This is a genomic window from Streptomyces sp. ISL-94, from assembly GCF_018614075.1.
In the GTDB taxonomy this organism is placed as follows: domain Bacteria; phylum Actinomycetota; class Actinomycetes; order Streptomycetales; family Streptomycetaceae; genus Streptomyces.
The window spans coordinates 32,384-57,351 of record NZ_JAGGOZ010000118.1; the positions used below are offsets into that span (position 1 = coordinate 32,384).

20 protein-coding genes and 1 riboswitch are annotated in these 24,968 nt (G+C 72.8%); of the genes, 1 reads left to right on the top strand and 19 read right to left on the bottom strand.

Annotation, left to right across the window (positions count from 1 at the left end; translation table 11 throughout):
- Window positions 1–24: 24 nt before the first annotated feature.
- From J7E94_RS30780 to J7E94_RS30795, 4 genes are all read right to left on the bottom strand, one after another.
- A complete protein-coding gene (locus J7E94_RS30780; RefSeq protein WP_215020096.1) occupies window positions 25–2,031 on the bottom strand; it encodes an ATP-binding protein in 2,007 nt (668 codons plus the stop codon).
- 428 nt (window positions 2,032–2,459) lie between these two features.
- On the bottom strand, window positions 2,460–3,713 hold the full coding sequence (locus J7E94_RS30785) for an MBL fold metallo-hydrolase (protein WP_215020097.1): 1,254 nt from the start codon (window positions 3,711–3,713) through the stop codon (window positions 2,460–2,462).
- A 109-nt stretch (window positions 3,714–3,822) separates the two neighbouring features.
- Complete coding sequence (locus J7E94_RS30790) at window positions 3,823–4,608, bottom strand: SGNH/GDSL hydrolase family protein (protein WP_215020098.1); 786 nt, start codon at window positions 4,606–4,608, stop codon at window positions 3,823–3,825.
- A gap of 161 nt (window positions 4,609–4,769) precedes the next feature.
- Window positions 4,770–5,756 (bottom strand): LysM peptidoglycan-binding domain-containing M23 family metallopeptidase, encoded by a 987-nt coding sequence (locus tag J7E94_RS30795; protein WP_215020099.1) that lies wholly within the window; start codon window positions 5,754–5,756, stop codon window positions 4,770–4,772.
- Between the two features lie 4 nt (window positions 5,757–5,760).
- Window positions 5,761–5,936: riboswitch (cyclic di-AMP (ydaO/yuaA leader) on the bottom strand.
- A 309-nt stretch (window positions 5,937–6,245) separates the two neighbouring features.
- Here J7E94_RS30795 and J7E94_RS30800 point away from each other — a divergent pair.
- The gene (locus J7E94_RS30800; RefSeq protein WP_215020100.1) at window positions 6,246–7,064 is read left to right on the top strand and encodes a tyrosine-protein phosphatase; all 819 of its coding nucleotides are present in this window, start codon (window positions 6,246–6,248) and stop codon (window positions 7,062–7,064) included.
- Between the two features lie 88 nt (window positions 7,065–7,152).
- On the opposite strand, the gene J7E94_RS30805 is transcribed toward J7E94_RS30800, so the two are convergent.
- From J7E94_RS30805 to J7E94_RS30875, 15 genes are all read right to left on the bottom strand, one after another.
- Entirely contained in the window at window positions 7,153–8,595 is a 1,443-nt protein-coding gene (locus J7E94_RS30805; protein ID WP_215020101.1) for an aspartate aminotransferase family protein, read from the bottom strand.
- Window positions 8,592–9,623: an adenosyl-hopene transferase HpnH gene (gene hpnH / locus J7E94_RS30810; RefSeq protein WP_215020102.1), complete on the bottom strand. Its 1,032-nt coding sequence runs from the start codon at window positions 9,621–9,623 to the stop codon at window positions 8,592–8,594. The genes J7E94_RS30805 and hpnH overlap by 4 nt, the downstream gene beginning before the upstream one ends.
- Before the next feature lie 5 nt (window positions 9,624–9,628).
- Window positions 9,629–10,282 (bottom strand): 1-hydroxy-2-methyl-2-butenyl 4-diphosphate reductase, encoded by a 654-nt coding sequence (locus J7E94_RS30815; protein WP_215020103.1) that lies wholly within the window; start codon window positions 10,280–10,282, stop codon window positions 9,629–9,631.
- Window positions 10,282–12,264, bottom strand: coding sequence for a squalene--hopene cyclase (gene shc / locus J7E94_RS30820; RefSeq protein WP_215020142.1), 1,983 nt, complete (start codon window positions 12,262–12,264; stop codon window positions 10,282–10,284). Before shc ends, J7E94_RS30815 begins: the two co-directional genes overlap by 1 nt.
- A 246-nt stretch (window positions 12,265–12,510) precedes the next feature.
- Window positions 12,511–13,611 carry a polyprenyl synthetase family protein gene (locus tag J7E94_RS30825; protein WP_374224517.1) on the bottom strand — a complete coding sequence of 367 codons (1,101 nt, stop codon included), beginning with the start codon at window positions 13,609–13,611 and terminating at the stop codon, window positions 12,511–12,513.
- A 53-nt stretch (window positions 13,612–13,664) separates the two neighbouring features.
- Window positions 13,665–15,062 (bottom strand): hydroxysqualene dehydroxylase HpnE, encoded by a 1,398-nt coding sequence (hpnE, locus tag J7E94_RS30830; protein WP_215020104.1) that lies wholly within the window; start codon window positions 15,060–15,062, stop codon window positions 13,665–13,667.
- Window positions 15,063–15,306: 244 nt separating this feature from the next.
- A complete protein-coding gene (gene hpnD, locus J7E94_RS30835; protein WP_215020105.1) occupies window positions 15,307–16,245 on the bottom strand; it encodes a presqualene diphosphate synthase HpnD in 939 nt (312 codons plus the stop codon).
- Between the two features lie 23 nt (window positions 16,246–16,268).
- Window positions 16,269–17,198 carry a squalene synthase HpnC gene (gene hpnC / locus J7E94_RS30840; RefSeq protein WP_215020106.1) on the bottom strand — a complete coding sequence of 310 codons (930 nt, stop codon included), beginning with the start codon at window positions 17,196–17,198 and terminating at the stop codon, window positions 16,269–16,271.
- 375 nt (window positions 17,199–17,573) lie between these two features.
- Window positions 17,574–18,356 (bottom strand): ABC transporter ATP-binding protein, encoded by a 783-nt coding sequence (locus J7E94_RS30845; protein ID WP_215020107.1) that lies wholly within the window; start codon window positions 18,354–18,356, stop codon window positions 17,574–17,576.
- Window positions 18,349–19,278, bottom strand: coding sequence for an ABC transporter permease (locus tag J7E94_RS30850; RefSeq protein WP_215020108.1), 930 nt, complete (start codon window positions 19,276–19,278; stop codon window positions 18,349–18,351). The genes J7E94_RS30845 and J7E94_RS30850 overlap by 8 nt, the downstream gene beginning before the upstream one ends.
- Window positions 19,279–19,372: 94 nt before the next feature.
- On the bottom strand, window positions 19,373–20,254 hold the full coding sequence (locus tag J7E94_RS30855) for a glycosyltransferase (RefSeq protein WP_251057487.1): 882 nt from the start codon (window positions 20,252–20,254) through the stop codon (window positions 19,373–19,375).
- Between the two features lie 8 nt (window positions 20,255–20,262).
- A complete protein-coding gene (locus J7E94_RS30860; RefSeq protein WP_215020110.1) occupies window positions 20,263–21,042 on the bottom strand; it encodes a CDP-alcohol phosphatidyltransferase family protein in 780 nt (259 codons plus the stop codon).
- On the bottom strand, window positions 21,020–22,081 hold the full coding sequence (locus tag J7E94_RS30865) for an iron-containing alcohol dehydrogenase family protein (RefSeq protein ID WP_215020111.1): 1,062 nt from the start codon (window positions 22,079–22,081) through the stop codon (window positions 21,020–21,022). The genes J7E94_RS30860 and J7E94_RS30865 overlap by 23 nt, the downstream gene beginning before the upstream one ends.
- Window positions 22,069–22,821, bottom strand: coding sequence for a sugar phosphate nucleotidyltransferase (locus J7E94_RS30870; RefSeq protein WP_215020112.1), 753 nt, complete (start codon window positions 22,819–22,821; stop codon window positions 22,069–22,071). The genes J7E94_RS30865 and J7E94_RS30870 overlap by 13 nt, the downstream gene beginning before the upstream one ends.
- Complete coding sequence (locus tag J7E94_RS30875) at window positions 22,818–24,596, bottom strand: DUF5941 domain-containing protein (RefSeq protein ID WP_215020144.1); 1,779 nt, start codon at window positions 24,594–24,596, stop codon at window positions 22,818–22,820. Before J7E94_RS30875 ends, J7E94_RS30870 begins: the two co-directional genes overlap by 4 nt.
- Between the last annotated feature and the right edge of the window lie 372 nt (window positions 24,597–24,968).

The following is a 24,968-nucleotide window of genomic DNA, read 5'->3' on the forward strand; positions in this document are numbered from 1 at the left end:
CCTTGCTGAGGTGAGGGGTCGGGGTCATACCTGGTTCTCCGACTGCGCGAGGCCGAAGCCCCGCTGGAAGGCGGCCATCAGGCCCGGGTCGTGCACGGGTGGGTCGCTGTCCGGGGACCGCCGGGGGGCGGGAGTCTCGCGCAGCTGCGGTGCGAGGTGTTCCTGGGCCCGGCGCCGGGGCAGCGACGGCCGCTCGCCGCCGGCCCGCGCGGCGGGCACGGCCGGTGCGGCGGGCACGGCCGGTGCGGCGGGCACGGCCGGTGCGGCGGGCACGGCCGGTGCGGCGGGCACGGCCGGTGCGGCGGGCACGGCCGGTGCGGCGGGCACGGCCGGTGCGGCCGCCTTCGGCGCAGGGTGCGGGGACTCGGGCCGCCACGCCCCGTACCTCCCCCCTGCCTCCCCCTCGCCACCGGCGGCCGCCCGGGAGCGGCTCTCGGGCCCGGTCGCCTGCCCGGGCAGGGCCACGGTCCGCGGGTCGGCTCCGGCACCGGGCCGCGTCCCCGTACCGCCTGCGGCCCGGGGGCGGGGTGACGGGTCAGGCCCGGGGCCCTGCCCGGGCAGCGCCGCGAGTCCGGGTCGCGGCTCGGACGCGGGTTCGGGCCGGGTCACCGGGCCGGGTGCGGGTACGGAGTGGTGGTCGGTCGTCGGCACCGGTGGGCCCGGGCGGGCGGGGGCCGGGGCGCGCCGGGCCTCGGCGACGGGCTCCCGCAGGGGCTGCGGCGCGGACACCCGTACGGGCTCCAGTGGCGGCAGCGGCGCGGTCGTCGCGCCGCCCGCGCCGGTGCCCCACGACGTGGCCCGGGAGCCGCCCGCCGCGTCGGCGGCACTCGGCGCCTCCGCGCCCAGCAGCTCCTGCGGCAGCACCAGCACGGCGAGGACGCCGCCGTAGATGTTGGACTTGAGCTCGACGGCGATCCCGTGCCGCCGGGCCAGCGCCGAGACGACGAACAGGCCGATCCGCCCGTCGGCCAGCAGGTGCCGGACGCTGATCTGGTCGGGGTCGCCGAGCAGGGCGTTCATCCGGTGCTGTTCCTCGGTCGGCATGCCCAGCCCGCGGTCCTCCACCTCGATCGCGATCCCGGCGGTGACCCGTTCGGCGCGCAGCACCACATCCGTATCGGGGGCGGAGAACACGGTGGCGTTCTCCACCAGTTCGGCGAGCAGGTGCACCACGTCGGCCACGGCGTGCCCGCGCACGCTGCCGCCCGCCGGCGGCACGACCTTGACCCGCGTGTACTGCTCCACCTCCGCCACCGAGGAGCGCAGGACCTCGCTGAGGTCGATCGGCCGGGTCCACTGGCGGCGGGACGCGGCGCCGCCGAGCACCGCGAGGTTCTCGGCGTGGCGGCGGATGCGGGTGGCGAGGTGGTCGACGTGGAAGAGCTCCTTGAGCAGGTCCGGGTCCTCGACCGTGTCCTCCAGACCGTCCAGGAGCGAGATCTCCCGGTGGACGAGGGACTGCAACCGGCGCGCGAGGTTGACGAAGACCTCGACCTTGCGCTCGCTGTCGGAGGGGGCCGCCGGACCCGCCAGCCGTACGAGGGTGGCGTGGGCCTGTTCCCGGGCGCCGCGCAGCTCCTGCGAGAGCAGCCAGAACTCGTCCACCCCGGCCGGATCCGCCCCGAGGGGCGGCGCGCCCGGGCCGCCGCGCACCGGGCGGGGCGGGGTCTCGCCCCGCTCCAGCCGGTCGGCGGCGGTGCGCAGCTCCTGGCGTCCGCGCACGCTGGAGCGGCGCAGCGCCTCGCACCGGTCCCGGACGGCCTTGGCGGCGCGCTGGGCTCCGAGCAGGGCCGCCGCGAGGGCGCCGACGACGAGGAGGGCACAGCCCGTGAGCACCGGCCAGAGCCGGGCATCCCGGTCGCCCGCTCCGCCGCCGAGCTGGAGGGTGAAGATGACCGCGGCGGCGCCGCTGAGCGCGGCCGCGAGTGTGGGCAGCACGGCGGCGCGGACCAGCTGGGGGCGTATCTGCCGGGCCGGACCGGTGACGGCGTGTCTCGACGGGGCGTGGCGGGCGGCGCGGAGTCCGGACATCGGCGTCCTCGGTACGTGGGGCCCGGCCCCCAGCGATCCCGGGGCCCGGTGTTGATCACCGGGTACCCACGCTAGACCGCACCGTCCTGCCCCGGAATGCCAGTTGGGAAGTTCGCGGGGGTGCTTCCCGCTCCCGGTGGAGCGCTCGTACGGACGCCCGAATCCGCCGGGTCGCCTGCGGCGGGCTCGTCGGAGTACGGGGCCGGCCCCGGTGCGCCGGATCCGCCCCCGGACGCGGGCCGCCGGCGGTAGCCGGGACACGGCCCAGGTTCCGGCGGGGCCGGGTGTGTGCCGGGGCGCCCCCGCAGGGCGCCGAACACAGTCCCGCGGAACTGTCCCGACCCCTGGCCACGTTCGGCGCCCGAGGAGGTGCCCCGGCGCGCACCCGGCCCCGCCGGAACCGTCCCTGCCCCGGGGTCGCCCCGAGGCTACGAGCCGACGGCCTCCGGCTCCTCCCGGGCCATCCCCTGCGGCTGCTCCACGGCGACCGGGACCGAGGCCGAGACCGAGACCGGGGCCGGCGTCAGACCCTGGGCCGGAGCCAGGGTCGGCGTCGGGCCCGCCGCGGCCGGGCCGCCCGCCACGAACGGCCGCCACCACGGCTTCGCGGGGGCCTCCGCGGTGCCCGGCTCGAACGGCTGGCCCGGAATCGGCAGGGCGACCGCCGCCCCGGCTCCCTCGGCCGCGGCCAGGGTGCCCTCGCCCGGCTCGTCCCACGGGTGCGGGGCCAGGTTGAAGGTGCCCCAGTGGATCGGCAGCATCGTGCCGTGCGGGACGCCGCCCTGGAGGTCGAGGTGGGCGCGCATGCCTTCCTCGGGCGTCATGTGGATGTCGGGCCAGTACTCCGAATACGCGCCGATCTGGATCATCGTCGCGTCGAAGGGCCCGTGCTCGGCGCCGATCTCCTTGAAGCCGGGGAAGTAGCCGGTGTCCCCGCTGTGGTAGATCCGGTGCTCATCGCCCGCGACCACCCAGGAGGCCCACAGGGTGTGCTGCTGGTTGCGCAGCCCGCGTCCGCAGAAGTGCCGGGCGGGAGTCGCGGTCAGCGAGAGGCCGGCGACCTTGGCGGTCTCGTTCCAGTCCAGCTCGCGCAGCCGGTCGGCCGGCACGCCCCAGCGCTCCAGGTGTGCGCCGACCCCCAGCGGGACGGCGAAGACCGTGTCCGTACCGGCCAGGTCCTTGATGGTGGGGAGGTCGAGGTGGTCGTAGTGGTCGTGCGAGATGACCACGACGTCTACCTTCCCCAACGAGGCCAGCGGCACCGGTACCGGGTGCAGCCGCTTGGGCCCGGCGAAGGGGAAGGGGGAGCACCGCTCGCCCCACACGGGGTCGAAGAGCACCCGGCGCCCGTCGATCTCCGCGAGCACGCTGGAGTGGCCCATCCAGGTCAGCCGCAGTCCGCTCGCCGGCGGCTTCGCCAGCTCCGCGAGGGTGGTCGGGTACACGGGGATCGGCGCGCCGGGGCTGCGCCGCAGGCGCTGCTCTTTCTGGAAGTAGATCTTGGCGAACTCCTTCATCGACCCGGAGGGCCTGGTCCGGGCACCGACCGGATTCTGGAAGACGCCGTCGGCGAAGTTCGGCGAGCGGCGGATCCGCTCCAGCCGGGCGCCGGACGGGTCCGCGCCGAAGGCTTCGGGCCGCAGGGCACGCAGCCGAGGGCGCAGGGGACTGGAGCCGGTCAAGGCGCCTCCTGGGAGGAAGGGGTCAGGATGGTCGTCGGTCTACGACCATCCCAACGCACACGTGCCCCCAAGGATTCCGCTTGCGGCCCCCGCTCCCCTCCCGCCCCGCCTACAGCGGGAGCAGGTCCGGCCGCTTCGCCTCCACGTGGTCCCCGGAGGACTCCCCGCGCAGCCGCCGGCCGATCCACGGCACCAAGTGCTCGCGTGCCCACTGGATGTTGTCCCGGGTCACGTCCACCGAGCCGCGCGGCTGTTGCGGCGGCCACGGCTGGTCGGGGTCGGTGGGCACCTCCAGCCCGAGCACCTGGGCGGCGCGCAGCGCGACCCGCGTGTGACCCTCCGGCGACAGGTGCAGCCGGTCGGCGTCCCAGGCCCGCCGGTCCTGTACGGACTTCAGCGACCAGAGGTCGAGCACCGGGCAGTCGTAGCGGTCGGCGATGGCGCGGACGTGCGCGCTGTACGTCGCCACCTTGCCCCGGAGGTGCTTGAGGACCGGGACGCCCCGGGTGTCGAAGCCGGTGGTGATCATGACGCGGCCGACCGCTCCCGTGAGGTCGGCGACGGCGGCCTCGAACCGCTCCGCCACGTCGTCGGGGTCACTGCCGGGCCGGATGATGTCGTTGCCGCCCGCGCAGAAGCTCACCAGGTCCGGGGCGAGCTCCTTGGCGCGCGGCACCTGCTCGGCCACGATCTGGTCGAGGAGCCGGCCGCGCACGGCCAGGTTCGCATAACGGAAGTCGTGCTCGTCGCGCTGGTCGGCCAGGAGCACGGCGAGCCGGTCCGCCCAGCCGAGATGGGAATCCCCGGGCCCCGGGTCCCCCACGCCTTCGGTGAAGCTGTCCCCGATCGCCGCGTACGAGCCGATGGTCTTGAGTTTCGTCGTCGTCGCTGCCACGACGACATCCTTCACTCCCGCCACCAACCTACGCCAACGTAATGAGGGGTTGACGGACCGTGATCTATACCACCTGGGGGGTAAGGAATAAGTACACGTGCGGCCGGAACCCCCCTCGGGTCCCGGCCTCACGTGTGTCCGCGCTCCGACGGCGGGTGCCGTCAGATGCTGACGCCCTTGGAACGGAGGTAGGCGAGCGGGTCGATGTCCGAGCCGTAGGACGGTCCGGTGCGGATCTCGAAGTGCAGGTGCGGGCCGGTCGAGTTGCCCGTGGAGCCGGAGAGGCCGATGGTCTGGCCGGCGGTGACGCTCTGGCCCACCGAGACGGAGAGCGAGGACAGGTGGCCGTACTGCGAGTAGTTGCCGTCCGCGTGCCGGATGACGACCTCGTTGCCGTACGAGCCGCCCCATCCGGCGGAGACGACGGTGCCCGCGCCGACGGCCTTGACGGTGGTGCCGGAGCTCGCGATGAAGTCGACGCCGGTGTGGTAGCCGGAGGACCACATGGCGCCGGGGGTCTTGTACTGGGTGGAGATCCCACCGCCCACCGGGGCCACGAAGCCGGCGGCACTGGGGGCCTTGGCCTCCGTGGACGAACCGGTGCCCTTCGGCTTCTGGGCCTGCTTGGGCTGCGGGGCGGGGGCGGCGGCGGGCGCCTCCTGCTCGTCTGCGGAGCCCTCGTCGGAGGCAGCCTCGTCGGAGGAGGCCTCGGCCGGAGCGGCAGCCTCGGCCGGGGCGGGCTCGGCGGCCGGGGCGGACCGGCCCTTCGCGCCGAGCGTCAGCTTCAGACCGGGGTGGATGAGGGAGGGGTTGCTGCCGACGGCCTCGCGGTTGTCGGCGTACAGCCGCTCCCAGCCGCCGGCCAGGTGGCGCTCGGCGGCGATCTTGGAGAGGTAGTCGCCCGGCACGACCGTGTACACGGTCGGCGCGGCCTGGTGCGCGGCCGGAACCTGCGGGGCCGCGGCGGGGGCGGGGGCGGCGGCCACCGCGGACGCCGAGGCCGCAGCCGCGGCCGGGGCGCCGGCCGCGTGGGCGCCGGCGGCACCCAGCAGGGGCAGCGCGAGCGCCGCGCCACCGGTGCCGGCGGCGGCGAAGCCGCGGGATATCGAGAGGGACTTGGGACGGCGGTGCTTGCCCTTTGCAGGCATGTCGAATTCCTCTCCGGCGCCTGCGAGGTGAGCTGTCGGGTTCGGACTGGAGATGTCCGGTCGTCCACGAACGGACCATGTACGACTTCACCCCGAGCCGTCCCGGATTCGGAGATCCGGATCGGCGGCTTACCTGGTTCCCCCGCTCCTGCCGCGCGCGTGAATAGTCGGGTGCGGTTCCCGGGTGGCGGCAGGATTCGGCGGTCCACCCGGATCGATCGCGAAGGTAATCGAGTTCGGCCGCGCGTAACAAGCCATGAATTTCCCAACAGAATCGCGGGGATGAGAGATCGATGGAATTCCGGTCACCCTCCGTCCATTCCCCACCGTCAACAGCCGCCCCGGCCGGGCCATTCGGCTTTAGCGATCAGGCACTCACGGTCACCGTATGATCTGGCTCACGGGGACGTGCCCGATCTCGCCTCCGCTTATGGCAAGTTGGCGCCAAGTAGTGCAATTCGGACACTCACGACGAAGCGGAGGAGTTCCTTGACCCAGCAGATACCCCCGGCCCCGCCGGTGCGTCCGCAGCCGGAGCCGGAGCTGACCGGAGTGCGCAATTTCCGGGATGTGGGCGGATTGCCGACATCTGACGGGCGGCGGGTCAGTTCGGGACGACTGTTCCGAAGCGGACATCTCGCACATGCCACCGAAACCGATGCAGAATTCCTCGGTTCGCTCGGCCTGCACACCGTCTTCGACTTCCGCAACGCGGCCGACCACGCCCTGGAGGGGCCGGACGTGGCGCTGCCCGGCGTGCGCAACGTCAACATCCCGCTGTCGGATCCGGCCGACGGCCGGGAGTTCTGGAAGCTGGTCCGCGACGGCGACCTCGACCAGCTCCGCTCGCTCCTGGGCGACGGCAAGGCAGCGGCCCGGATGTCCCACTCGTACCGCGGGATCATCAGGCACCGCACCGCCGAGCACAGCCGGGTGGTGCACGCCCTCGCCGAGGACAGTGTCCCGGCCCTGCTGCACTGCGCGGCCGGCAAGGACCGGGCCGGCCTGTCGATCGCCGTCACCCTGCTCGCGCTCGGCGTCCCGCGCGAGGCGATCGTGGCGGACTACCTGGAGTCGAACGCCCCGCGCAACCGCTACCGGGTACGCCGCAGCAGCCAGTCGGCCGAGGCCCGCTCCCCCGAGGTGATGGAGCTGCTCGCGCCGCTCTTCGACGCCCGCGCCGAGTACCTGGTCGCGGCCTTCGACACCATGGAGGAGATCTGGGGCGGAGTCGACCGCTACCTTTCGCAGGGCCTGGGGCTCACCCCCGAGACCCTCGACCGCCTCCGCGGGCGGTTGCTCGACTGAGGCCCCGGGCCGGAGGCGCGCGCCGAAGCGCCCCTCCGGCCCACTGACACCTCACGCCCCGGCAGGGCCCCGGCAGGCCGTCAGGCCCTCACCGGTTGCCGACGGCCTGCTTCACCAGCGTTCTGCCGAAGTCCCACATCAGGCCGGATCCGCCGTGCGCCTCGTCCATGACCTCGCGGAAGGCGCCGACGAACCGGTCGACGTCCCGCTCGTCCACGATCAGCGGCGGAATGAGCTTGATGACCTCCAGGTGGTCTCCGGACACCTGGGTGAGGATCCGGTGCTTCTGGAGCAGCGGCACCACGACCATCTGGGCGAAGAGCCCCTTGCGGGCCGCCTGGAGCATGGCCCACCGGCTGCGCAGCCCCAGCGAGGACGGCCGGCCGAACTCGATGCCGATCATCAGCCCGCGCCCCCGCACCTCGTGCAGCAGCTCGTACTCGTCCACCAGGGCCGCGAGCCGCCCGCGCAGCAGGTCGCCCATCGCCCGGGCGTTGGCCACGACCTCCTCGTCCTCCATGACCGACAGCACCGCCAGCCCGGCCGCCATCGCCTGCGCGTTGGAGCCGAAGCTCGCGGAGTGCACGAGCACCCGGTCCATGGAGGAGTAGACCTTCTTGAAGATCCAGTCCTTGCCCAGGGTCGCGCCGACCGGCACGTAGCCGCCCGAGAGGGCCTTGGCCACGCACACCAGGTCCGGCTCCACTCCCGGTTCGTGCTGGTACGCGTAGAAGTCCCCGGTACGTCCCAGGCCGGTCTGCACCTCGTCCGCGATCAGCAGGGCCTTGTGCCGGCGCAGCAGCTCCTGCGCGGCGGACAGGAATCCGGGCGGGGCGGCGAGCACCCCCTTGCCCTGGACCGGTTCGACGACGAAGGCGGCCACGTCCCCGCGCCCCAGCTCCCGCTCCAGGGCGGCCAGGTCGCCGAGCGCGATCTTCGTGTCGGGGAGCAGGGGCGCGAAGCCGTCCCGGAAGCCGCCTTCCCCGTTCACCGAGAGGGATCCCGTGGTGAGCCCGTGGAAGGCGTGGTCGCAGTAGAGGATCCTGGGCCGCCCGGTGGCGTACCGGGCGAACTTCAGGGCCGTCTCCACGGCCTCGGTGCCGCTGTTGCCGAAGAAGACCCGGTCCAGGTGCGGGCTGTAGGAGAGCAGCTTCTCGGCCAGCAGCCCGGGCAGCGGCTGGCAGTCGAAGCGGGTGAGGTCGGCGAGCTGGGCGTCCAGGACGTCGTGCAGCGCACGGCGGACGACGGGGTGGTGCCGGCCCAGGCCCATCACTCCGAAACCGGCCAGCATGTCGAGGTAGTCGTTGCCCTCGGCGTCCCAGAAGTGGGCGCCCTCGGCCCGTTCGTAGACCCTGTCGAAGCCGATGGTGTGCAGCATCCGGGGCAGCTGGTGGTTGAGGTGGCGGGCGTGCAGCTCGTACCGCTCGCCGCCGCGCTCGGCCAGCAGGGCGCCGAGATCGAAGCCCTTGCCAGGGCCGCGCTCGCCCTGTTCGGCCTGTTCGGCCTGCTCCGCCTTCTCCGCCGGCGTCATGCCGACTTGTCCCGGTTCCCGCCCACGGTCTCGCGGGCCGCCCGCAGCGACTCCTTCAGCGACCCCATGGTGGCGAGGACGGCGGTGGGCTCGTAGCCGCAGTGCGCCATGCAGTTCGCGCAGCGCGGGTCCTTTCCGCGGCCGTACTTGCTCCAGTCGGTGTCGTTGATCAGCTCCCGGTACGTCGGCACGTATCCGTCGCTCATCAGATAGCAGGGGCGCTGCCAGCCGAAGAGGGAGTAATTCGGAATGGCCCAGGCCGTGCAGGGGAAATCGGCCTTTCCTTCCAGGAAGTCGAGGAAGAGCGGCGAGTGGTTGAGCCGCCAGCGCCGCCGGTTGCCGCCCGCGAAGGCCTTCCTGAAGAGTTCGCGGGTCTGTTCGACACCCAGGAAGTGCTCCTGGTCGGGGGCCTTTTCGTAGGCGTAGGCGGGCGAGATCATCATCTCGTCCACCTGGAGGTCGTCATTGAGGTAGTTGAGTACTTCGATGATGGTCTGCGGGGTGTCCGTGTTGAAGAAGGTGGAGTTGGTGGTCACCCGGAAACCGCGCCGCTTCGCCTCCTTGATGGCCGCGACCGCCTCGTCGAAGACGCCTTCCTTGGCCACGGACTCGTCGTGGCGTTCGCGCAGGCCGTCGATGTGCACGGCGAAGGCGAAATGCGGGGACGGGGTGAACTTCTCGATCTTCTTGCGCAGGAGCATCGCGTTGGTGCAGAGGAAGACGTACTTCCGCCTGGCCACCAACTGGCGCACGATCTCGTCGATCTGCGGGTGCATCAAGGGCTCGCCGCCCGCGATGGACACCATGGGTGCGCCGGACTCCAACACGGCGCCGACCGCCTGGGCGACCGGCATGCGCTGCTTGAGCACTCCGGCCGGGTGCTGGATCTTCCCGCACCCCTCACAGGCCAGGTTGCAGGCGTAGAGCGGTTCCAGCTCGACGATCAGGGGGAACTTCTCACGCTTGCGGAGCTTCTGTTCGAGCAGATAGGTCCCGACCCTGATGGTCTGGCGCAGCGGCATGGCCATCTGGCTCACCTCCTGGGGAGCAGCAAAGAACGGTGCCAGTCATAGAACGCGGGCAGTACGGCACGCAGGACACGGAAGGCCGATATTCCTCCGCGAAACGTGCCGATACGGACGAGCTCGTGCTCCGGAGCGTCCACGATCACCCGGACGGCCGCAACCGGACGGCTGCCGCCGCGGGTGGCGGTCCACAGGGTGGCCGCGGACTCCATGTCGACGGCGATGGCGCCGGTGGCGCGCAGCTGCGCGCGCTCCTGGCCGCGGACGACGTGGTCGGATCGGGTCAGTGCGCCGAGGTGCACGGTGCGGCCGGGTGCGGCCCGGGCCAGTGCCTCGGCGAGCAGGGCGGTGCCGGTGCAGGGGACGGCCCCCTGCGGGTCCCGGGTCTCCTCGGCGACGACCAGGTCGCCGGGGTGCATGCCGGGGACCAGTCCGGCGCAGAATCCAGTTGCGAGGACGGCGGCCCGGTCCATCCCCGGGCGCTCCAGGGCCCGGCCGACGGCCCGTTCGGCCGCGCGCGGGCCCATGCCGGTGCGCAGCAGCCCGTAGGCCTCCGGCGCGCCGCGGGCCGCGCTGCGCAGGGCCGCCTGCTCGATGCGCAGCGCGCAGGCGACCAGCAGCGGGCCCGGGTTCCCGGCTCTGTCGCCCCTGGCCGCGGACATCAGGCACCCCCGGCGGGGGCGAACGGTTCCCCGTACAGGTAGCGGCCGAGCGCGGTGAGCGGGAACACCTGGCGGTACAGGTGGTAGTTGATGGAGAAGTCCCAGGGGAAGCCGGTTCCGGTGAACCAGGGCTCGAACCAGGATCCGTCCCCGGCCTGCGTCCGGACGAGGTGGTCGATGCCCCGTTCGACGGCCTTGCCGTCCCGTTCGCCGGCCGAGAGCAGGGCCATCAGCGCCCACGCGGTCTGCGAGGCGGTCGAGGCGCCCTTCCCGGCCCACGACCGGTCCTGGTAGGAGCGCTGGTCCTCGCCCCACCCGCCGTCCTCGTTCTGTACGGATTCCAGCCAGTGCACGGCCCGCCGGATCGCGGGATGCGACGGGGCGATGCCCGCGGCGGTCAGGGCGGGGACCACCGATCCGGTGCCGTAGATGTAGTTGGTGCCCCAGCGGCCGAACCAGGATCCGTCCGGCTCCTGTGCGGCGAGCAGCCAGGCGATGCCGCAGCGGGCGCGGGCGTCGCCCGCCCTGCCCTCGAAGGCGAGCATCTCGACCACGTGGGCGGTGACATCGGCCGAGGGCGGGTCGATGACCTCGCCGAAGTCGCAGAAAGGCAGCTTGTTCGGGAAGGGGCTGGTGTTGTCGGCGTCGAAGGCGGCCCACGCCCCGTTCTTCGACTGCATGCCGAGGTTCCAGGAGACGCCCCGGGCGATCGCCGCCTCGACGCGGGCCGGGTCGGGATGCTTGATGCGGCGCAGCGCGAGGACGACCTCGGCGGTGTCGTCGATGTCGGGGTAGGTGTCGTTGTGGAACTCGAACGCCCAGCCGCCGGGGGCGAGTCCGGGCCGGCGCACCGCCCAGTCCCCGCTGCGGGTGATCTCTTCGCCGAGCATCCAGTCGGCGGCCTTGACCAGCGCCGGGTGGTCGGGGCGCAGGCCCGCGTCGGCGAGCGCGATCGCGGCGAGGCAGGTGTCCCAGACCGGGGACTGGCAGGCCTCGATCATGCGGGCCCCGTCCTCGCGCCACACCGCGAACCGGTCCAGGGATTCCAGGCCGGCCCGCATCACGGGGTGGCCGAGGTCGTAGCCGAGCAGGTGCAGGGCGATCACGGAGTACACGGCGGGTGGCTGGATCCCGCCCCAGCAGCCGTCGTTCTCCTGGCGCTCGATGATCCACCGGGCGGCGCTGTCCATGGCCGCCTTGCGGAGCCGGCGCGGGGCGAACCGGCGGTAGACGTGCAGGACCTTGTCCATCCGCTGGAAGGCGCCGTCCCAACTCGCCGCCGGGGCAAGCGGCTTGGCGGGATACGGTGCCCGGGCGTCGGTGTGCAGCTCGTCCAGGGCGAAGGGCGCGGGGCGGACGGGGCGCAGCGCGGAGACCACGGTGAGCGGGACGATGGTCTGGCGGGCCCAGCAGCCGAAGTCGTAGATGTTCAGCGGGACCCAGGGCGGCAGGAAGACCAGCTCGGGCGGGATTTCGGGGAGGTGGTCCCAGCTCCACCAGCCGAAGAGGGCCAGCCAGATCCGGGTGAAGACCCGGGCGGCGGCGATCCCGCCGTGGGCCCGGATCCAGGCGGAGGCCCGGGACATGTGCGGTGCGTCCGGCGCGTCCCCGGCGAGGCGCAGGGCGACGTACGCCTCGATGGTGGCGGAGAGTTCGGGCGGTCCGCCGTGGAAGGTGGCCCAGGTGCCGTCGTCGCGCTGCTCGCCGCGGATGAACAGGGCGGCGGCCTGGGTGGTGGCCTCGTCCCGGATCCCCAGGAACTGCCGCAGCAGCAGGTCCTCGGCGTCCATGGTGACGTTGGTCTCCAGGTCGCCCTTCCACCACCCCTCGGGGTCCTGCCGCTCCAGCAGGTGCCGGGTGGCGCGCGCGGCGGCCTCCCGGACCCTTTCCGGCCCGTACCCGTCCGGCGGTTCGGGCGGAGCCGCGGCGACCCGCGGGCCGGCCGCCGCCGCCGCCCGGCCGGGGTCGCTCTGCTGCGGCATCGGGCCGGCAGGCCGGTCCGTGAGCGCGCTCACGCCCACCCGGCCGGGCGGCGGGGCGCCCGGGGTGGTTTCGCTGCCAGCACCAGCGCCCTCGGCGCTGCCGTCGGTCGTCGCTGTCATGGCTTCCCCTTCGTGCAGTCTGTCCTCTGCTGTGCTGGGGTCTGCCGTCGGCCGGCGCCGCACCTTCGGTCCGAAGGAGTGGCGCCGGCCGGCGACTCGCGAGTCATATCCGCTTGCGGGCGGCGTTCACCTCTTGCGTACGACGACGAAGTCGGCCAGCGCGACGAGCTGGTCGCGGACCCGCTGCGGCATGTGGACGTCGTCCAGGGCCTTGATCGCGACGGCGTGCTGCCGGCGCGCCTCGTCGGCGGTCCACTGGCGGCCGCCGGCCGCCTCGATGAGCGCCGCGCGGGCCGCGAACTCCCCCTCGGAGAAGTTCTCGAAGTCGTTGCTCTTGGCGTCGGCGGCGAGCAGCCGGCCCAGTTCGACCGAGGCCTCGCCGCCGGCCGCGAGGGCGGCGACGACGGGCAGGGACTTCTTGCGCTGGCGCAGGTCGCTCCAGGTCTGCTTGCCGGTGGACTCGGGGTCGCCCCAGATGCCGAGCAGGTCGTCGATGGCCTGGAAAGCGAGGCCCAGGTGGTAGCCGTACTCCTCCAGCTTGTCGGCCGTACGGTCGTCCGCACCGCCGAGCACCGCGCCGATGGAGACCGCGCAGGCGATGAGGGCGCCGGTCTTGTTGCCCTCCATCTCCAGGCACTCCTCGACGCTGACGCGCTCGCGGTGCTCGTAGGAGATGTCCTGCGCCTGCCCGTCGATGAGCTTGCGCGTGGCCGTGGTCAGCCGGCGCGCCGCGCGCCCCGCCTCCACGGTGCCGAGCTCCAGCAGGACTTCGTTGGCGAGGGCGAACAGGGCGTCGCCGACCAGGATCGCCTGGGCGGGGCCGTGCACCTTCCACACCGTGTCGCGGTGGCGGCGCTGCTCGTCGCCGTCCATCAGGTCGTCGTGCAGCAGCGAGAAGTTGTGCACGAGCTCGACGGCGACGGCGCCCGGGATGCCGACCTCGGCGGAGGCGCCGGCGGCCTCGGCGGAGAGCAGCGCGAGGGCGGGCCGGACGGCCTTGCCGCTGTCGCCGTCCGCGGGGTTGCCCTGGGCGTCGATCCAGCCGAAGTGGTAGGCGGCGACGGTGTCCATGGGCGCCGCGAGCCGGTCGACGGCGGCGCGGAGCGCGGGCGTCGACAGCGTGCGGCCGCGCTCCAGGAGGGCGAGCGTGTCCGCCTTCTCCACTCCCCCGCCGGCTGTGCCCGCACTGGCATCCGTGTTCTCGACAGCCGGATTCCCCGGGTTCACTGGCTCTCCTCTTGTTCCTGTACGTGCTGTGCCGGTCGTGCTGGTGGTCGTCGTCATGCCGCCTCCTGCAGAGGGTGTGCGCGGGGACGGCCGAGCGCGGCGAGTGCGGCGTGCGCCGCGCTCAGTCCGCTCCGGACGGCGCTCTCCATGGTCGCGGGCCAACCGGTGGCAGTCCACGCACCGGCAAGGTAGAGCCCCGGCGTGTCGGTCCGCGCGCCGGGGCGCAGCCGGCCGACGCCGGGGGTGGGGGCGAAGGTGGCCGTCCGCTCCCGGGTGACGAAGAAGTCCCGTACCTTGGCGCCTCGCGCGGCCGGCAGCAGCCGCTCCAGCTCGGGCAGGTATGTGGCGCGCAGGACGGAGACGGGTTCGTCGATGTCGTCCTGGGCGACGGACTGCGAGAGCGCGAGGTACTGGCCGCCGTCGGGGAGCCCGGAGGAGTCGGTGCGGTCGAAGACCCACTGCACGGGGGAGCCGAGCGCCGCGAAGAAGGGTGCCTTGAGCACCTTGCGGTCGTAGACGACGTGGACGTTGAGGATGGGCGCGGTGCCGATGTCGAGGAGCTTGTCTGGGTCGGCCAGTGCCCCGGCCGGGAGCAGTCCGTGCGCCTCGCGCTGCGGGACGGCGAGGACGACGGTGCCGGCGTCGAAGGACTCGTCCTCGGTGTCGACCCGCCAGTTCCCTTCGGGGGTACGGGAGATGGCGGTGACCCGCGCGCGCAGCCCGGTCCGTACGCCCACCGCGTCGAGGGCCTTGCGGGCGAGCGTGTCGTGCAGGTCGCCGAGCGGTACGCGGGCCCAGCCGATGTCGGCGGCGCCGTTCTCGGAGAGCAGGCCGGTCTTGAAGACCATGGCGGCCAGGCCCAGCGAGGAGTGTTCGGCGGTGGCGTTGAGCGTGGCGATGCCGATGAGGTCCCACAGGGCCTCGATGGCGCGCGGGGACTGGCCGTAGCGGCCGAGCCAGGTGGCGAAGTCCAGGCCGTCGAGGGCCGGGTCGGAGGGGTCGAGGCGGCGCAGCGCGAGGGCGGCGCGGCCGACACTGACGCGCTCGGCGAGGGACAGGTGGGGGTAGCGGGCCAGGGAGCCGGTCAGGTGCAGGGGCACGGGCAGGGCGCTTCGGCGCAGCCGGCCGAGGCGCGGTCCCTTGGCGTGGGCCACGTCGAGTACGGGTACGTCGAGCCGGTCCTGGATGGGCGCCAGCTCGGCGCCGTCGACGCGGTCGAGGAACCACCGGTAGGCGGTGCAGCAGCGCAGGTAGACGTGCTGGCCGTTGTCGACGGTGAGGTCGCCGCGCTTGAAGGAGAAGGCGAGCCCGCCGAGCCGCGGGCGGCCCTCCAGGAGGGTCACCTGGAGCCCGGCGTCGGCGAGTTCGAGCGCGGCGGTGACCCCGGCGAGGCCCCCGCCGACGACGACGGCAGCGCGCCGGTCGCCGCCCTGGGTGTCGCCGGTGCTCATGAGCCCTCCCTGCGTCCGCCGGGCGCGGAGTCCTCCGGAAGAGACGCGACCGGCGGCGCCGGGGTTGCGCGCCCGCTGGTGCCGCCGCACGCGCTCCGCGCGGGACGGGCGGATCCCGCCCGCGGGAGCACGGCCGTCCGCACGGGGACCGCGGACCCGCCGCCGTGGCCGCGGGCGCCGGGCGCGGCCTGGCGCCGCGCCGTGCCTGCGGGCGGACCGGCCGGGGTGGTCCTCGTCGAGGTCGTCACATCCGCCTCCGGGTGCTCTGGCGTGAGATGGTCCGGGCGTCGAGGCCGGAGAGCCCGCGCACGGCGACGTACGCCTTCTCGTGCGGCGGCAGCGAGACGCGGCCCCGCAGCACCGCTTCCGGCTCGCGCTCGATGCGGTCGAGGAGGCGGCGGTAGATGCCGGCCATGGCGGCCACGCAGGCGCCGCTGCGCCGGTCGAGCATCGGCAGCAGCCGGTAGCCCTCGGCGAACAGGGCCCGTGCGCGCCGGACTTCGTGGTGGACCAGTCCGGCGAAGTCGGAGCCCTCGGGGGCCCGGTCTCCGTGGAAGCCTGCCGCGCAGCCGAACTTGGCGAGGTCCTCGGCGGGCAGGTAGGTGCGCCCGTTGCCGGCGTCCTCGCGCACGTCCCGGAGGATGTTGGTGAGTTGCAGGGCGAGGCCGAGCGTGTCGGCGTACTCCCCGGCGCGTTCGGCGTCGCGCGCGCCTGCGGTGGTGCCGAACACCCCGAGCGAGAGCCTCCCGATGGCGCCGGCCACGCAGCGGCAGTAGGCCTTGAGGTCGTCCCACGTCTCGTAGGTCTCGCCGCGCACGTCCATCAGGACGCCGTCGATGAGCTCGTCGAGGCCGCCGAGCGGGATGGGGAACCGGCGCGCGGCGTGCGCGAGGGCGACGGCGACCGGGTCGGTGTCGTCCTCGTCGATCTCCTCGGCCCGGATCCGCCCGAGCAGGGCGCGGGTCTCCTCCAGCCGGGCCAGCTTGGCGTCGGGTGCCAGTGCGCCGTCGCCGATGTCGTCGACACGCCGGGAGAAGGCGTAGAGCGCGGACATCGCCTGCCGCTTGTCGGTCGGCAGCAGCCGGATGCCGTACGCGAAGTTGCGCGCCTGCGATCCGGTGACGGCCTCGCAGTAGCTGTACGCCGCCGAAACCGGTGCAGGCAGTGCGGTCGGTGCGTACACGTGTGTGGGGCCCTCCACCGGGCTCACCCCTTTCTCGGCGCTGTGCGCAGGACGGCGGCCACCTCGCGGAGCAGGCCACTCCGGGTGGGCTTGGGCGGGCCGGGAAGTACGTCGAAACCGGCGGCGGTGACGGCTCGCAGGGCTGCGCGCCCCCCTCCCACGAAGCCCGCGAGGAGCAACCGGAGTCTGCCGTGCACGCTACCCACGAGCGGGGTGCCCTCATTCAGGAGCCGGCGTGCGCGTTCGGTCTCGTATGCGACCAGGGCGCGTACGGACGCGCCGGCGGTCGGGGCCTTGAGGTCGGCCTCGACCACGTGGAAGCGCCTCATGTCCTCGGCGGGGAGGTAGATCCGGTCCCGGCCGAGGTCCTCGGCGACGTCCTGGAGGTGTTCGGCGATCTGCAGGGCGGTGCAGATGGCGTCGGAGCGGCGGATCCGCTCGGGGGTGCTGGTGCCGGTGAGGGACAGCACGAGGCGGCCCACGGGGTTGGCCGAGAGCTCGCAGTAGGCGAGGAGTTCCGCGTAGGTCTCGTAGCGCGCGACCCGCTGGTCCTGGCGGTTGGCCTCGATGAGCCCGAGGAACGGCTCGGGGGTGAGACCGTGGTCGCGGACGACGGGCTGGAGGGCGAGGAGCAGGGGGTGGCGCGGGGGGCCGTCGGCGGCGCCGAACACCCGTAGCAGGTCGGCTTCGAAGGCGTCGAGCAGGGCGAGCCGGTCGTCGGCGGCGGCCGCGTCGAGGCCGAGGAGGACGGCGTCGCGCCCGCCGGGGGCGAGGTCGCCGTCGCCGATGTCGTCGACGAGCCGGGCGTACCCGTAGACCGCCATCAGGCCGTCACGCCAGGCGCGGGGCAGGAAGGCGGGGGCGACGGGGAAGTTCTCCGTAGCGGCCTTGTCGAGGGTGGCGCGCGCGTGGGCGGTGTCGGACCGGGGACGGATGCCGTGCCCCGGGGTCACCGCCCGCCGCCCGGGGCGGGGACGGCCGTAATGCCTGGGGGCCGGAGAATTCCCGTAGCCATTGCCGTCACATCTCCCGTTCTACACTGCCGACCCAATACATCCTATTTCGGACACGCCGCCGGGGTTTCCCCGGGGCGGCCCCAGGGCCTTTCACCTGCGGGGAATCGTCCCCTCTTGCCGCGATTCAGGACTGCTTCAGCTTACGCTGTACAACGCCGCGGAAGCCTCTGGGGTATTCGCTGCGCCACCTCATGTCGCCGTCATGGCGGCGGCGGAGGCGGCGGAGTGCTCGCCGCAGACACGCCGAGGCCCCCGCCGCGCGGAGCGGCGGGGGCCTCGGGCGGTCCGGACCGGGGGACGGCCCGGCGGCGGTCAGCCGTTGGACGCCTTCTCGTACGCCGAGACGACTTCCTCCGTGGGCCCGTCCATCAGGAGTTCGCCCTTTTCCAGCCACAGCACCCGGTCGCAGGTGTCGCGGATGGACTTGTTGTTGTGGCTCACCAGGAAGACCGTGCCGGCCTTCTGCCGCAGTTCGCGGATGCGGTTCTCCGAGCGCACCTGGAAGCTGCGGTCACCCGTGGCCAGGGCCTCGTCGATCATGAGGACGTCGTGGTCCTTGGCCGCCGCGATGGAGAAGCGCAGGCGCGCCGCCATGCCGGAGGAGTAGGTGCGCATCGGCAGGGAGATGAAGTCGCCCTTCTCGTTGATGCCCGAGAAGTCGACGATGTCCTGGTAGCGCTCCTTGATCTGCTCGCGGCTCATGCCCATCGCGAGACCGCCGAGGACGATGTTGCGCTCGCCGGTCAGGTCGTTCATCAGCGCCGCGTTGACACCCAGCAGCGAGGGCTGGCCGTCGGTGTAGACCTTGCCCTCCTCGCAGGGCAGCAGGCCGGCGATGGCGCGCAGCAGGGTGGACTTGCCGGAGCCGTTCGAGCCGATGAGCCCGATGGCCTCGCCGCGGTACGCCGTGAAGGAGACACCGCGCACGGCGTGGACCCGGCGGACGCCCGGGGCGTCGCCCTTGCCCCGTCGGATTATCTTGTTCAGCGCCGCGGTGGCGCTGCCCCTGCCGGAGCTGCCGGTGTTGACGCGGTAGACGATGTGGACGTCGTCGGCGATGACGGTGGGGACGCGCCCCTGGGTGTTCTCAGCCACGGCCGTAACGCTCCTCAGCCTTCCAGAAGTACACGAAACCGCCCAGGCCGATCACAACGGCCCAGCCGACGGCGAAGGCCCAGACGTGCGGCGGCAGGTTCTCCGGGCCGTAGTTGTCGATCAGCGCGAACCGGATCAGGTCCATGTAGATCGCCGCGGGGTTCCACTGGAGCGCGTCGGCGATCCACGCGGGCTTGTCCTTGAGCATCGTGCTGATCGAGAACATGACGCCGGAGGCGTACATCCACGTCCGCGTGACGAACGGCATGAGCTGCGCGAGGTCGGGGGTCTTGGAGCCCGCCCGCGCGAAGACCATGGCGAGGCCGGTGTTGAAGACGAACTGCAGCACCAGCACCGGGACGACCAGCAGCCAGGACAGCCGCGGGAAGTTCCCGAAGGCCATCACGACGACGACCACGACGATCATCGAGTACAGCAGCTGCTGGAGCTGCTGCATCGAGAAGGAGATCGGCAGGGAGGCGCGCGGGAAGTGCAGCGCGCGGACCAGGCCGAGGTTCCCGGGGATGGCCCGGACACCCGCCATCAGCGAGCTCTGGGTGAAGGTGAAGACGAAGATCCCGATCACCAGGAAGGGGATGTAGACCCCAGGGGGCATGCCGCGGTCCGCCTGGAGGATCAGCGCGAAGATCAGGTAGTAGACCAGGGCGTTCAGCAGCGGCGTCGCCACCTGCCAGACCTGGCCGAGCTTGGCCTGGCTGTACTGCGCGACCAGCTTGGCCCGGGAGAAGGCCATGATGAAGTGGCGCCGGCCCCAGAGCTGCCGCACGTACTCGCCCAGACCGGGCCGCGCCCCGCTCACGGAGAGGCCGTACTTCCTGGCGAGCTCCGCGGGGCTCAGCCCCGCGTCTGCGGACGGCGGCCGGCTCGTGGCCAGGGCGCCGTCGTGGGTTGTGTCACTCACAAGTTGAAACTTTCGTCTTCAAGATGCGGCAGGAAGGGCATCAGGCTGGTGGCGCGAGACCCGTGATCGCGCCATGTTCCCAGACGCGGGATCTTCAGATGACAGGTGGTCGGCCCAGTCGGGTCAACCGCCAGACCGTACGCCATCTCATCGGGCGGCGGGGACCGCAGGCGGTGGTCCACCCCTCCGCGAACCCGCCGAACCAGGCCTTGAGCGCCGGTACGGAAGGCCTGCGCAGGAGCGTCAGCAGGAGCCAGACGCCCACGTAGACCGGCACCAGCAGAGCGGGCAGGTTGCGGCGGGCGAGCCACACCCGGTTACGGGCCACCATACGGTGGTAGACCGCGTGCCGGGAGGGGGCGGTCGTCGGGTGCAGCAGCACCATGTCCGCCCGGTAGTCGATCGACCACCCCGCGTCGAGCGCCCGCCAGGCCAGGTCGGTCTCCTCGTGGGCGTAGAAGAACTCCCCGGGCAGCGCTCCGACCTGCTCGAACACCGCCGTGCGGACGGCGTTGGCGCCGCCCAGGAAGGTGGTCACGCGCGAGGAGCGCATCGGGTCCGAGGCGCGCAGCCGGGGCACGTGCCGGCGCTGGGTCTCGCCGGTCTCCGGATCGGCGATCCGGAAGCTGACGATCCCGAGCCCCGGGTCCCCGGTGAAGGCCTGGCGGCACAGCTCGGCGGTGTCGGTCCGCTCCAGCAGGCCGTCGTCGTCCAGGAAGAGCAGGGCGTCGACCTCGCGGCCGCCGGGGCCGAAGGCCTCGATGCCGACGTTGCGGCCGCCCGGGATGCCCAGGTTCTCGGGCAGCGACACGGTGCGCACAACCGCCGGCAGATCCGCGAGCCCGGTGACCTCGACGCCCTGGCCCACGACGACCACCTCGACGGGGTCGCCCTGCTGGCGGGCGACCGAGTCGAGCAGCGCCTTGAGCTCGTCGGGCCGGTTGCCCATGGTGATGATCACGGCGCCCAGCCGCATCGGGGCGGTCACTTGAGCCTGCTGGAGGCCAGGACCGACACCAGGTGCAGCAGGGTCTGGAGCAGCGCGATGCCGGCCAGCACGGCGACGCCGAGCCGGGAGAAGTACAGGTCGCCCCGGACCTGGTCCAGGACGGCCAGCACCAGGATGAGCAGGGAGGCCTCGATGCCGAGGATCAGGCGGTGGAACTTCAGCGCGGCGGCGGCCCGGCGGGCGAGCGCCATGCCGGACGAGCGCGGCTCGGACGCCGCTTCCTTGACCGGCTCCTTGCCGACCTGGTGCCGGGCGACGCCGACCAGGTCGGTCTCTGCCTTGATCAGGATCGCGCCGAGCGCCGCGAGGGTGCCCAGGAAGGCCCACAGCCAGTCGATCCGCCCGCCGCCCCACAGGTCCGCGGCGCGCAGGCCGAAGCCGACCAGGACCGCCGCGTCGCACAGGTAGGCGCCGACCCGGTCCAGGTACACGCCGGACAGCGAGAACTGCTTCTTCCAGCGGGCGACCTCCCCGTCGACGCAGTCGAGCAGCAGGTACAGCTGGACGGCCACGACGCCGAGGACCGCGCCCCAGACGCCCGGCACCAGCAGGGCCGGGGCGGCGAGGACGCCTGCGAGGGTCATCACGTAGGTCAGCTGGTTCGGCGTGACCTTGGTGGTGACCAGGAGGCGGGTGATGCGCAGGGAGACCTCGCGCATGTAGAGGCGCCCGCCCCAGTGCTCGCCGCTGCGCCGGTCCTTGACGCCCGGCGGGTGGACGACGGGCCGGAGTTCAGCTACGGATGGTGTGGGCATAGTCGGCGTACGCGTCCCTGATCTCGGCGGCGGACAGGTTGAGGTGCTCCAGGATCGTGAAGCGTCCCGGGCGGGTCTGCGGGGCGTACTCGACGGCCGTGACGAACTCGTCGACGCTGAACCCGATCTCCTCGGGCAGCACCGGCAGGCCGTGCCGGCGCAGCACCTCCACGAAGAGCCCGGACTGCTGCTCGGCCCCGCGCAGGTGCATCGCGAAGGCGGCGCCGATGCCCACCTGCTCGCCGTGGAGCGCGGAGCGTCCGGGGTAGAGCAGGTCGAAGGCGTGGCTGATCTCGTGGCAGGCGCCGGACGAGGGGCGGCTGTCGCCGCTGATCGACATCGCGATGCCGGAGAGGACGAGGGCCTCGGAGAGCACGGTGAGGAACTCGTCGTCGCCGCAGCCGCCCGGGTGGCGCAGCACGGCCTCGCCGGCCGTACGGGCCATGGCGGCGGCCAGGCCGTCCACGGGCTCGCCGGTGACCTGGTGGGAGAGCTCCCAGTCGGCGATGGCCGAGATGTTGGAGATCGCGTCGCCGATGCCCGCGCGGACGAACCGCACCGGGGCTTCCTTGATCACATCGAGGTCGATGACCATGGCGATCGGCGTCGGGACGCCGTAGGAGCCGCGCCCGTTGTCGTTGTCCAGGATGGACACCGGCGAGCAGATGCCGTCGTGCGAGAGGTTGGTGGCGACGGCCACTATGGGCAGCCCGACCCGCGCCGCGGCGTATTTCGCCACGTCGATGATCTTGCCGCCGCCCAGGCCCACGACGGCGTCGTACCGGCGGCCCTTTATGTCGTCGGCCAGCTTGACCGCGGAGTCGATGGTGCCGTCCACGACCGGGTACCAGTCGGCGTTCGGCAGTGCGGACTCCAGCTTGGCGCGCAGTGCGACGCCGGAGCCGCCGCTGATCGCGATCGCGAGCGTGCCGGACGCCGAGATCCGCTGGTCTGCCAGGATGCTGTCCAGCTTGTCCATCGCCCCGCAGCTGATGTCGACGACGACCGGCGAGGGGATGAGCCTCGTCAGTACTGGCATGCGATCGTCCGGCCCTTGGCGAGGTCGTCGTGGTTGTCGATCTCGACCCACTTGACGTCGCCGATGGGGGCCACGTCGATGGTGAAGCCGTCGTTGACGAGCTGCTGGTAGCCGTCCTCGTAGTAGAGGTCGGGGTCGCGCTCGAAGGTGGTCTTGAGGGCCTCGGCGAGCTGCTCGGCGGCCTCGGGCTCGATGAGGGTGACACCGATGTACTCGCCGGTGGCGTCGGCGGGGTCCATCAGCTTGGTGATCTTCTGCACGCCCTTCCCGTCGGCGGTGACGACCTTCATCTCCTCGTCGGCCAGGTTCTTGACCGTGTCGAGGGCGAGGATGATCTTCCGGCCGTTGCCGCGGGCGGCGAGCAGGGTCTTCTCGACGGAGACCGGGTGGACGGTGTCGCCGTTGGCGAGGATCACGCCCTGCTTCAGGACGTCACGGGCGCACCACAGGGAGTAGGCGTTGTTCCACTCCTCGGCCTTGTCGTTGTCGATCAGCGTGATCGTGACGCCGTACTTGGCCTCCAGCGCCTCGCGGCGCTCGTAGACGGCCTCCTTGCGGTAGCCGACGACGATGGCGACCTCGGTGAGGCCGACCTCGGCGAAGTTGCCGAGCGTCAGGTCGAGGACCGTGAGGCTCTCCTCCTGGCCCTCGGGACCGACGGGCACGAGGGCCTTGGGCAGGGTGTCGGTGTAGGGACGCAGGCGGCGTCCGGCACCGGCCGCGAGTACAAGGCCGATCATGCTGGTTCTCCTTCGTCATGTACGGCGGGTGCTCCGGAGGAGACCCAGAAGCGGATGCTCTCCACGAGCACCACCAGTGCCACGAACACGGCCATGGCCGTGAGCGCGACGGGGAACGCGTCCCGGGGCAGGACCACGGCCAGGACCACGGTCAGCAGGACCCGGCCCTCGTGGCCGCCGATCGTCCGCACCAGCCAGTGCGGGGGCGCGCCCGAGCCACCGCGGATGCGGTAGACCGTGTCGTAGTGATGGTAGGCGACGGCCGCGACCAGTCCGAATGCCGCGGGAAGGGCCCCCGGGACGTCCGCCTTCGCGGCGAGCGCGAGGACGGTCGCGTACTCGGCGAACCGGAAGAGCGGCGGGATGAGCCAGTCGAGGGGGCCCTTGAGGGGGCCGGCGACGGCCGCACCGGCGAAGAAGACGTAGCCCACGGCGGTCCCGACCAGCCAGGGGGTGCCGAAGTCGCGGGTCACGGCCCCGCCTGCCATCAGCACGGAGCCGGCCAGGGCCAGCCCCACCGATTCGAAGTTCGGCCGCCGCTTCGTGCGACGGGGGGAGCCGGTCCAGGCGAGCACGCCCGAGTCGGCGAGGTCCGCGAGGGCCTGTGCGGCCCGGTCGGTACGGATCGCCTTGCGGGTCAGCGAACGCAGGACCCGGCCGGCGGTGGTGTAGAGGGCGCCGAAAGCGCAGCCGGCGAGCAGGGCGTAGAAGACGGTCCGGGGGGTGGTCACGGCGGTCAGCACCGCGATCATGGCCCAGCGCTCGCCGATCGGGAGGATGATCATCCGCCGGACCCAGACCGTCCAGCCGACGCTGTCGAGCTTGTCGGACAGGGCGGCGGTGGGACTCGTATTGGCCGTGGCGTCGTGGTTGGCCTCGTTGAAGGCGAAGTCGACGACGTGCCGGCAGGTCATCAGGATCATCGAGCCGAGCGCGAGGGCCCAGACGTCGTCGCCGTTCCTGGCGGCCCCGAGCGCGAGGCCCGCGTAGAAGGAGTACTCCTTCGCGCGGTCGAAGGTCGCGTCGAGCCAGGCGCCCATCGTCGAGTACTGGAGCGAGTAGCGGGCCAGCTGCCCGTCGGTGCAGTCCAGGACGAAGGAGACGAGGAGCAGCACACCGGCGGCCACGTAGCCCCAGCGCTCGCCGGTGGCGGCGCAGCCGGCCGCGATCAGCGCGGTGATCAGCGAGGCGGTGGTGACCTGGTTCGGGGTCAGCCCCCGGCGCGCGCACCAGCGGGCGATGTAGCGCGAGTACGGGCTGATGAAGAAGGTGGTGAAGAAGCCGTCGCGGGACTTCACGGCGGTCCGCAGGCGTACGGCCTCGTCGTCGACGGCGGCGACGGCGGCGGCCGCGGCGCGGTGCTCCGCGTCGGTGGCCGGGACGGCGGCGACGAGCGTGCCGAGCTCCGGCCGCTGGACGGCGGTCCCGGCGCCCTCCACCTCGGCGGCCAGCAGGTCGGGGTACGGCGCCGGGCCGTGGCCCGCGGTCGCGGCGGCCTTGTCCAGGGCGGCCCGGGCACCCGGCTGCACGGCGAAGGCGCCGGTGACGGCGCAGGCGTCGAAGCGGGGGTCGGTCAGCGCGAGGCGCAGGGCGTGCAGGTGTCCGACGAAGGCGCTGTCCACGACGGCCACCCGCTGGTCGGCGGGTACGGCGCCCAGCGCGGCGGAGACGTCCTCGGGGCCCGCGGCGGGGCGGACCTCGAAGCCGAGGGAGCGCAGCTCGCCCGCGAGCGGTGATCCGGGGACCGGCAGGCCGGTGAGGATGGCGGTCGGCAGACGAACTCACTCCTTGTAACGGGCGCCTCGGGGGGCGGCGGCACGTCGGCAGAGGCTATCGGATGAATGGAAGCGGGGGTTCACCGCCCGTTTACACCCCGACAAGCCCTGCGTCCCGGGGCTCCGGGCCCTGCCGGCTCATCATTGACGATCACCGCGCGGTACCACAAACGGCGCCGGTGTTACGGTGGACACGCCCCTGAACGAGCCGAGTGGAAAGAGGTGGGTTGATGACCGTCGCAGTGGGCGCGGCCATGCGCAGCGAACTCCGGTGCATCCCCCCTCTCCTCCTCCGGGCATCCGGCCAGGCCTGATCCTCCGCTGATCCCCCCAGCCAGCGCTGGGGGTGCGCCTCGTCGGCCGGGGCCCCCG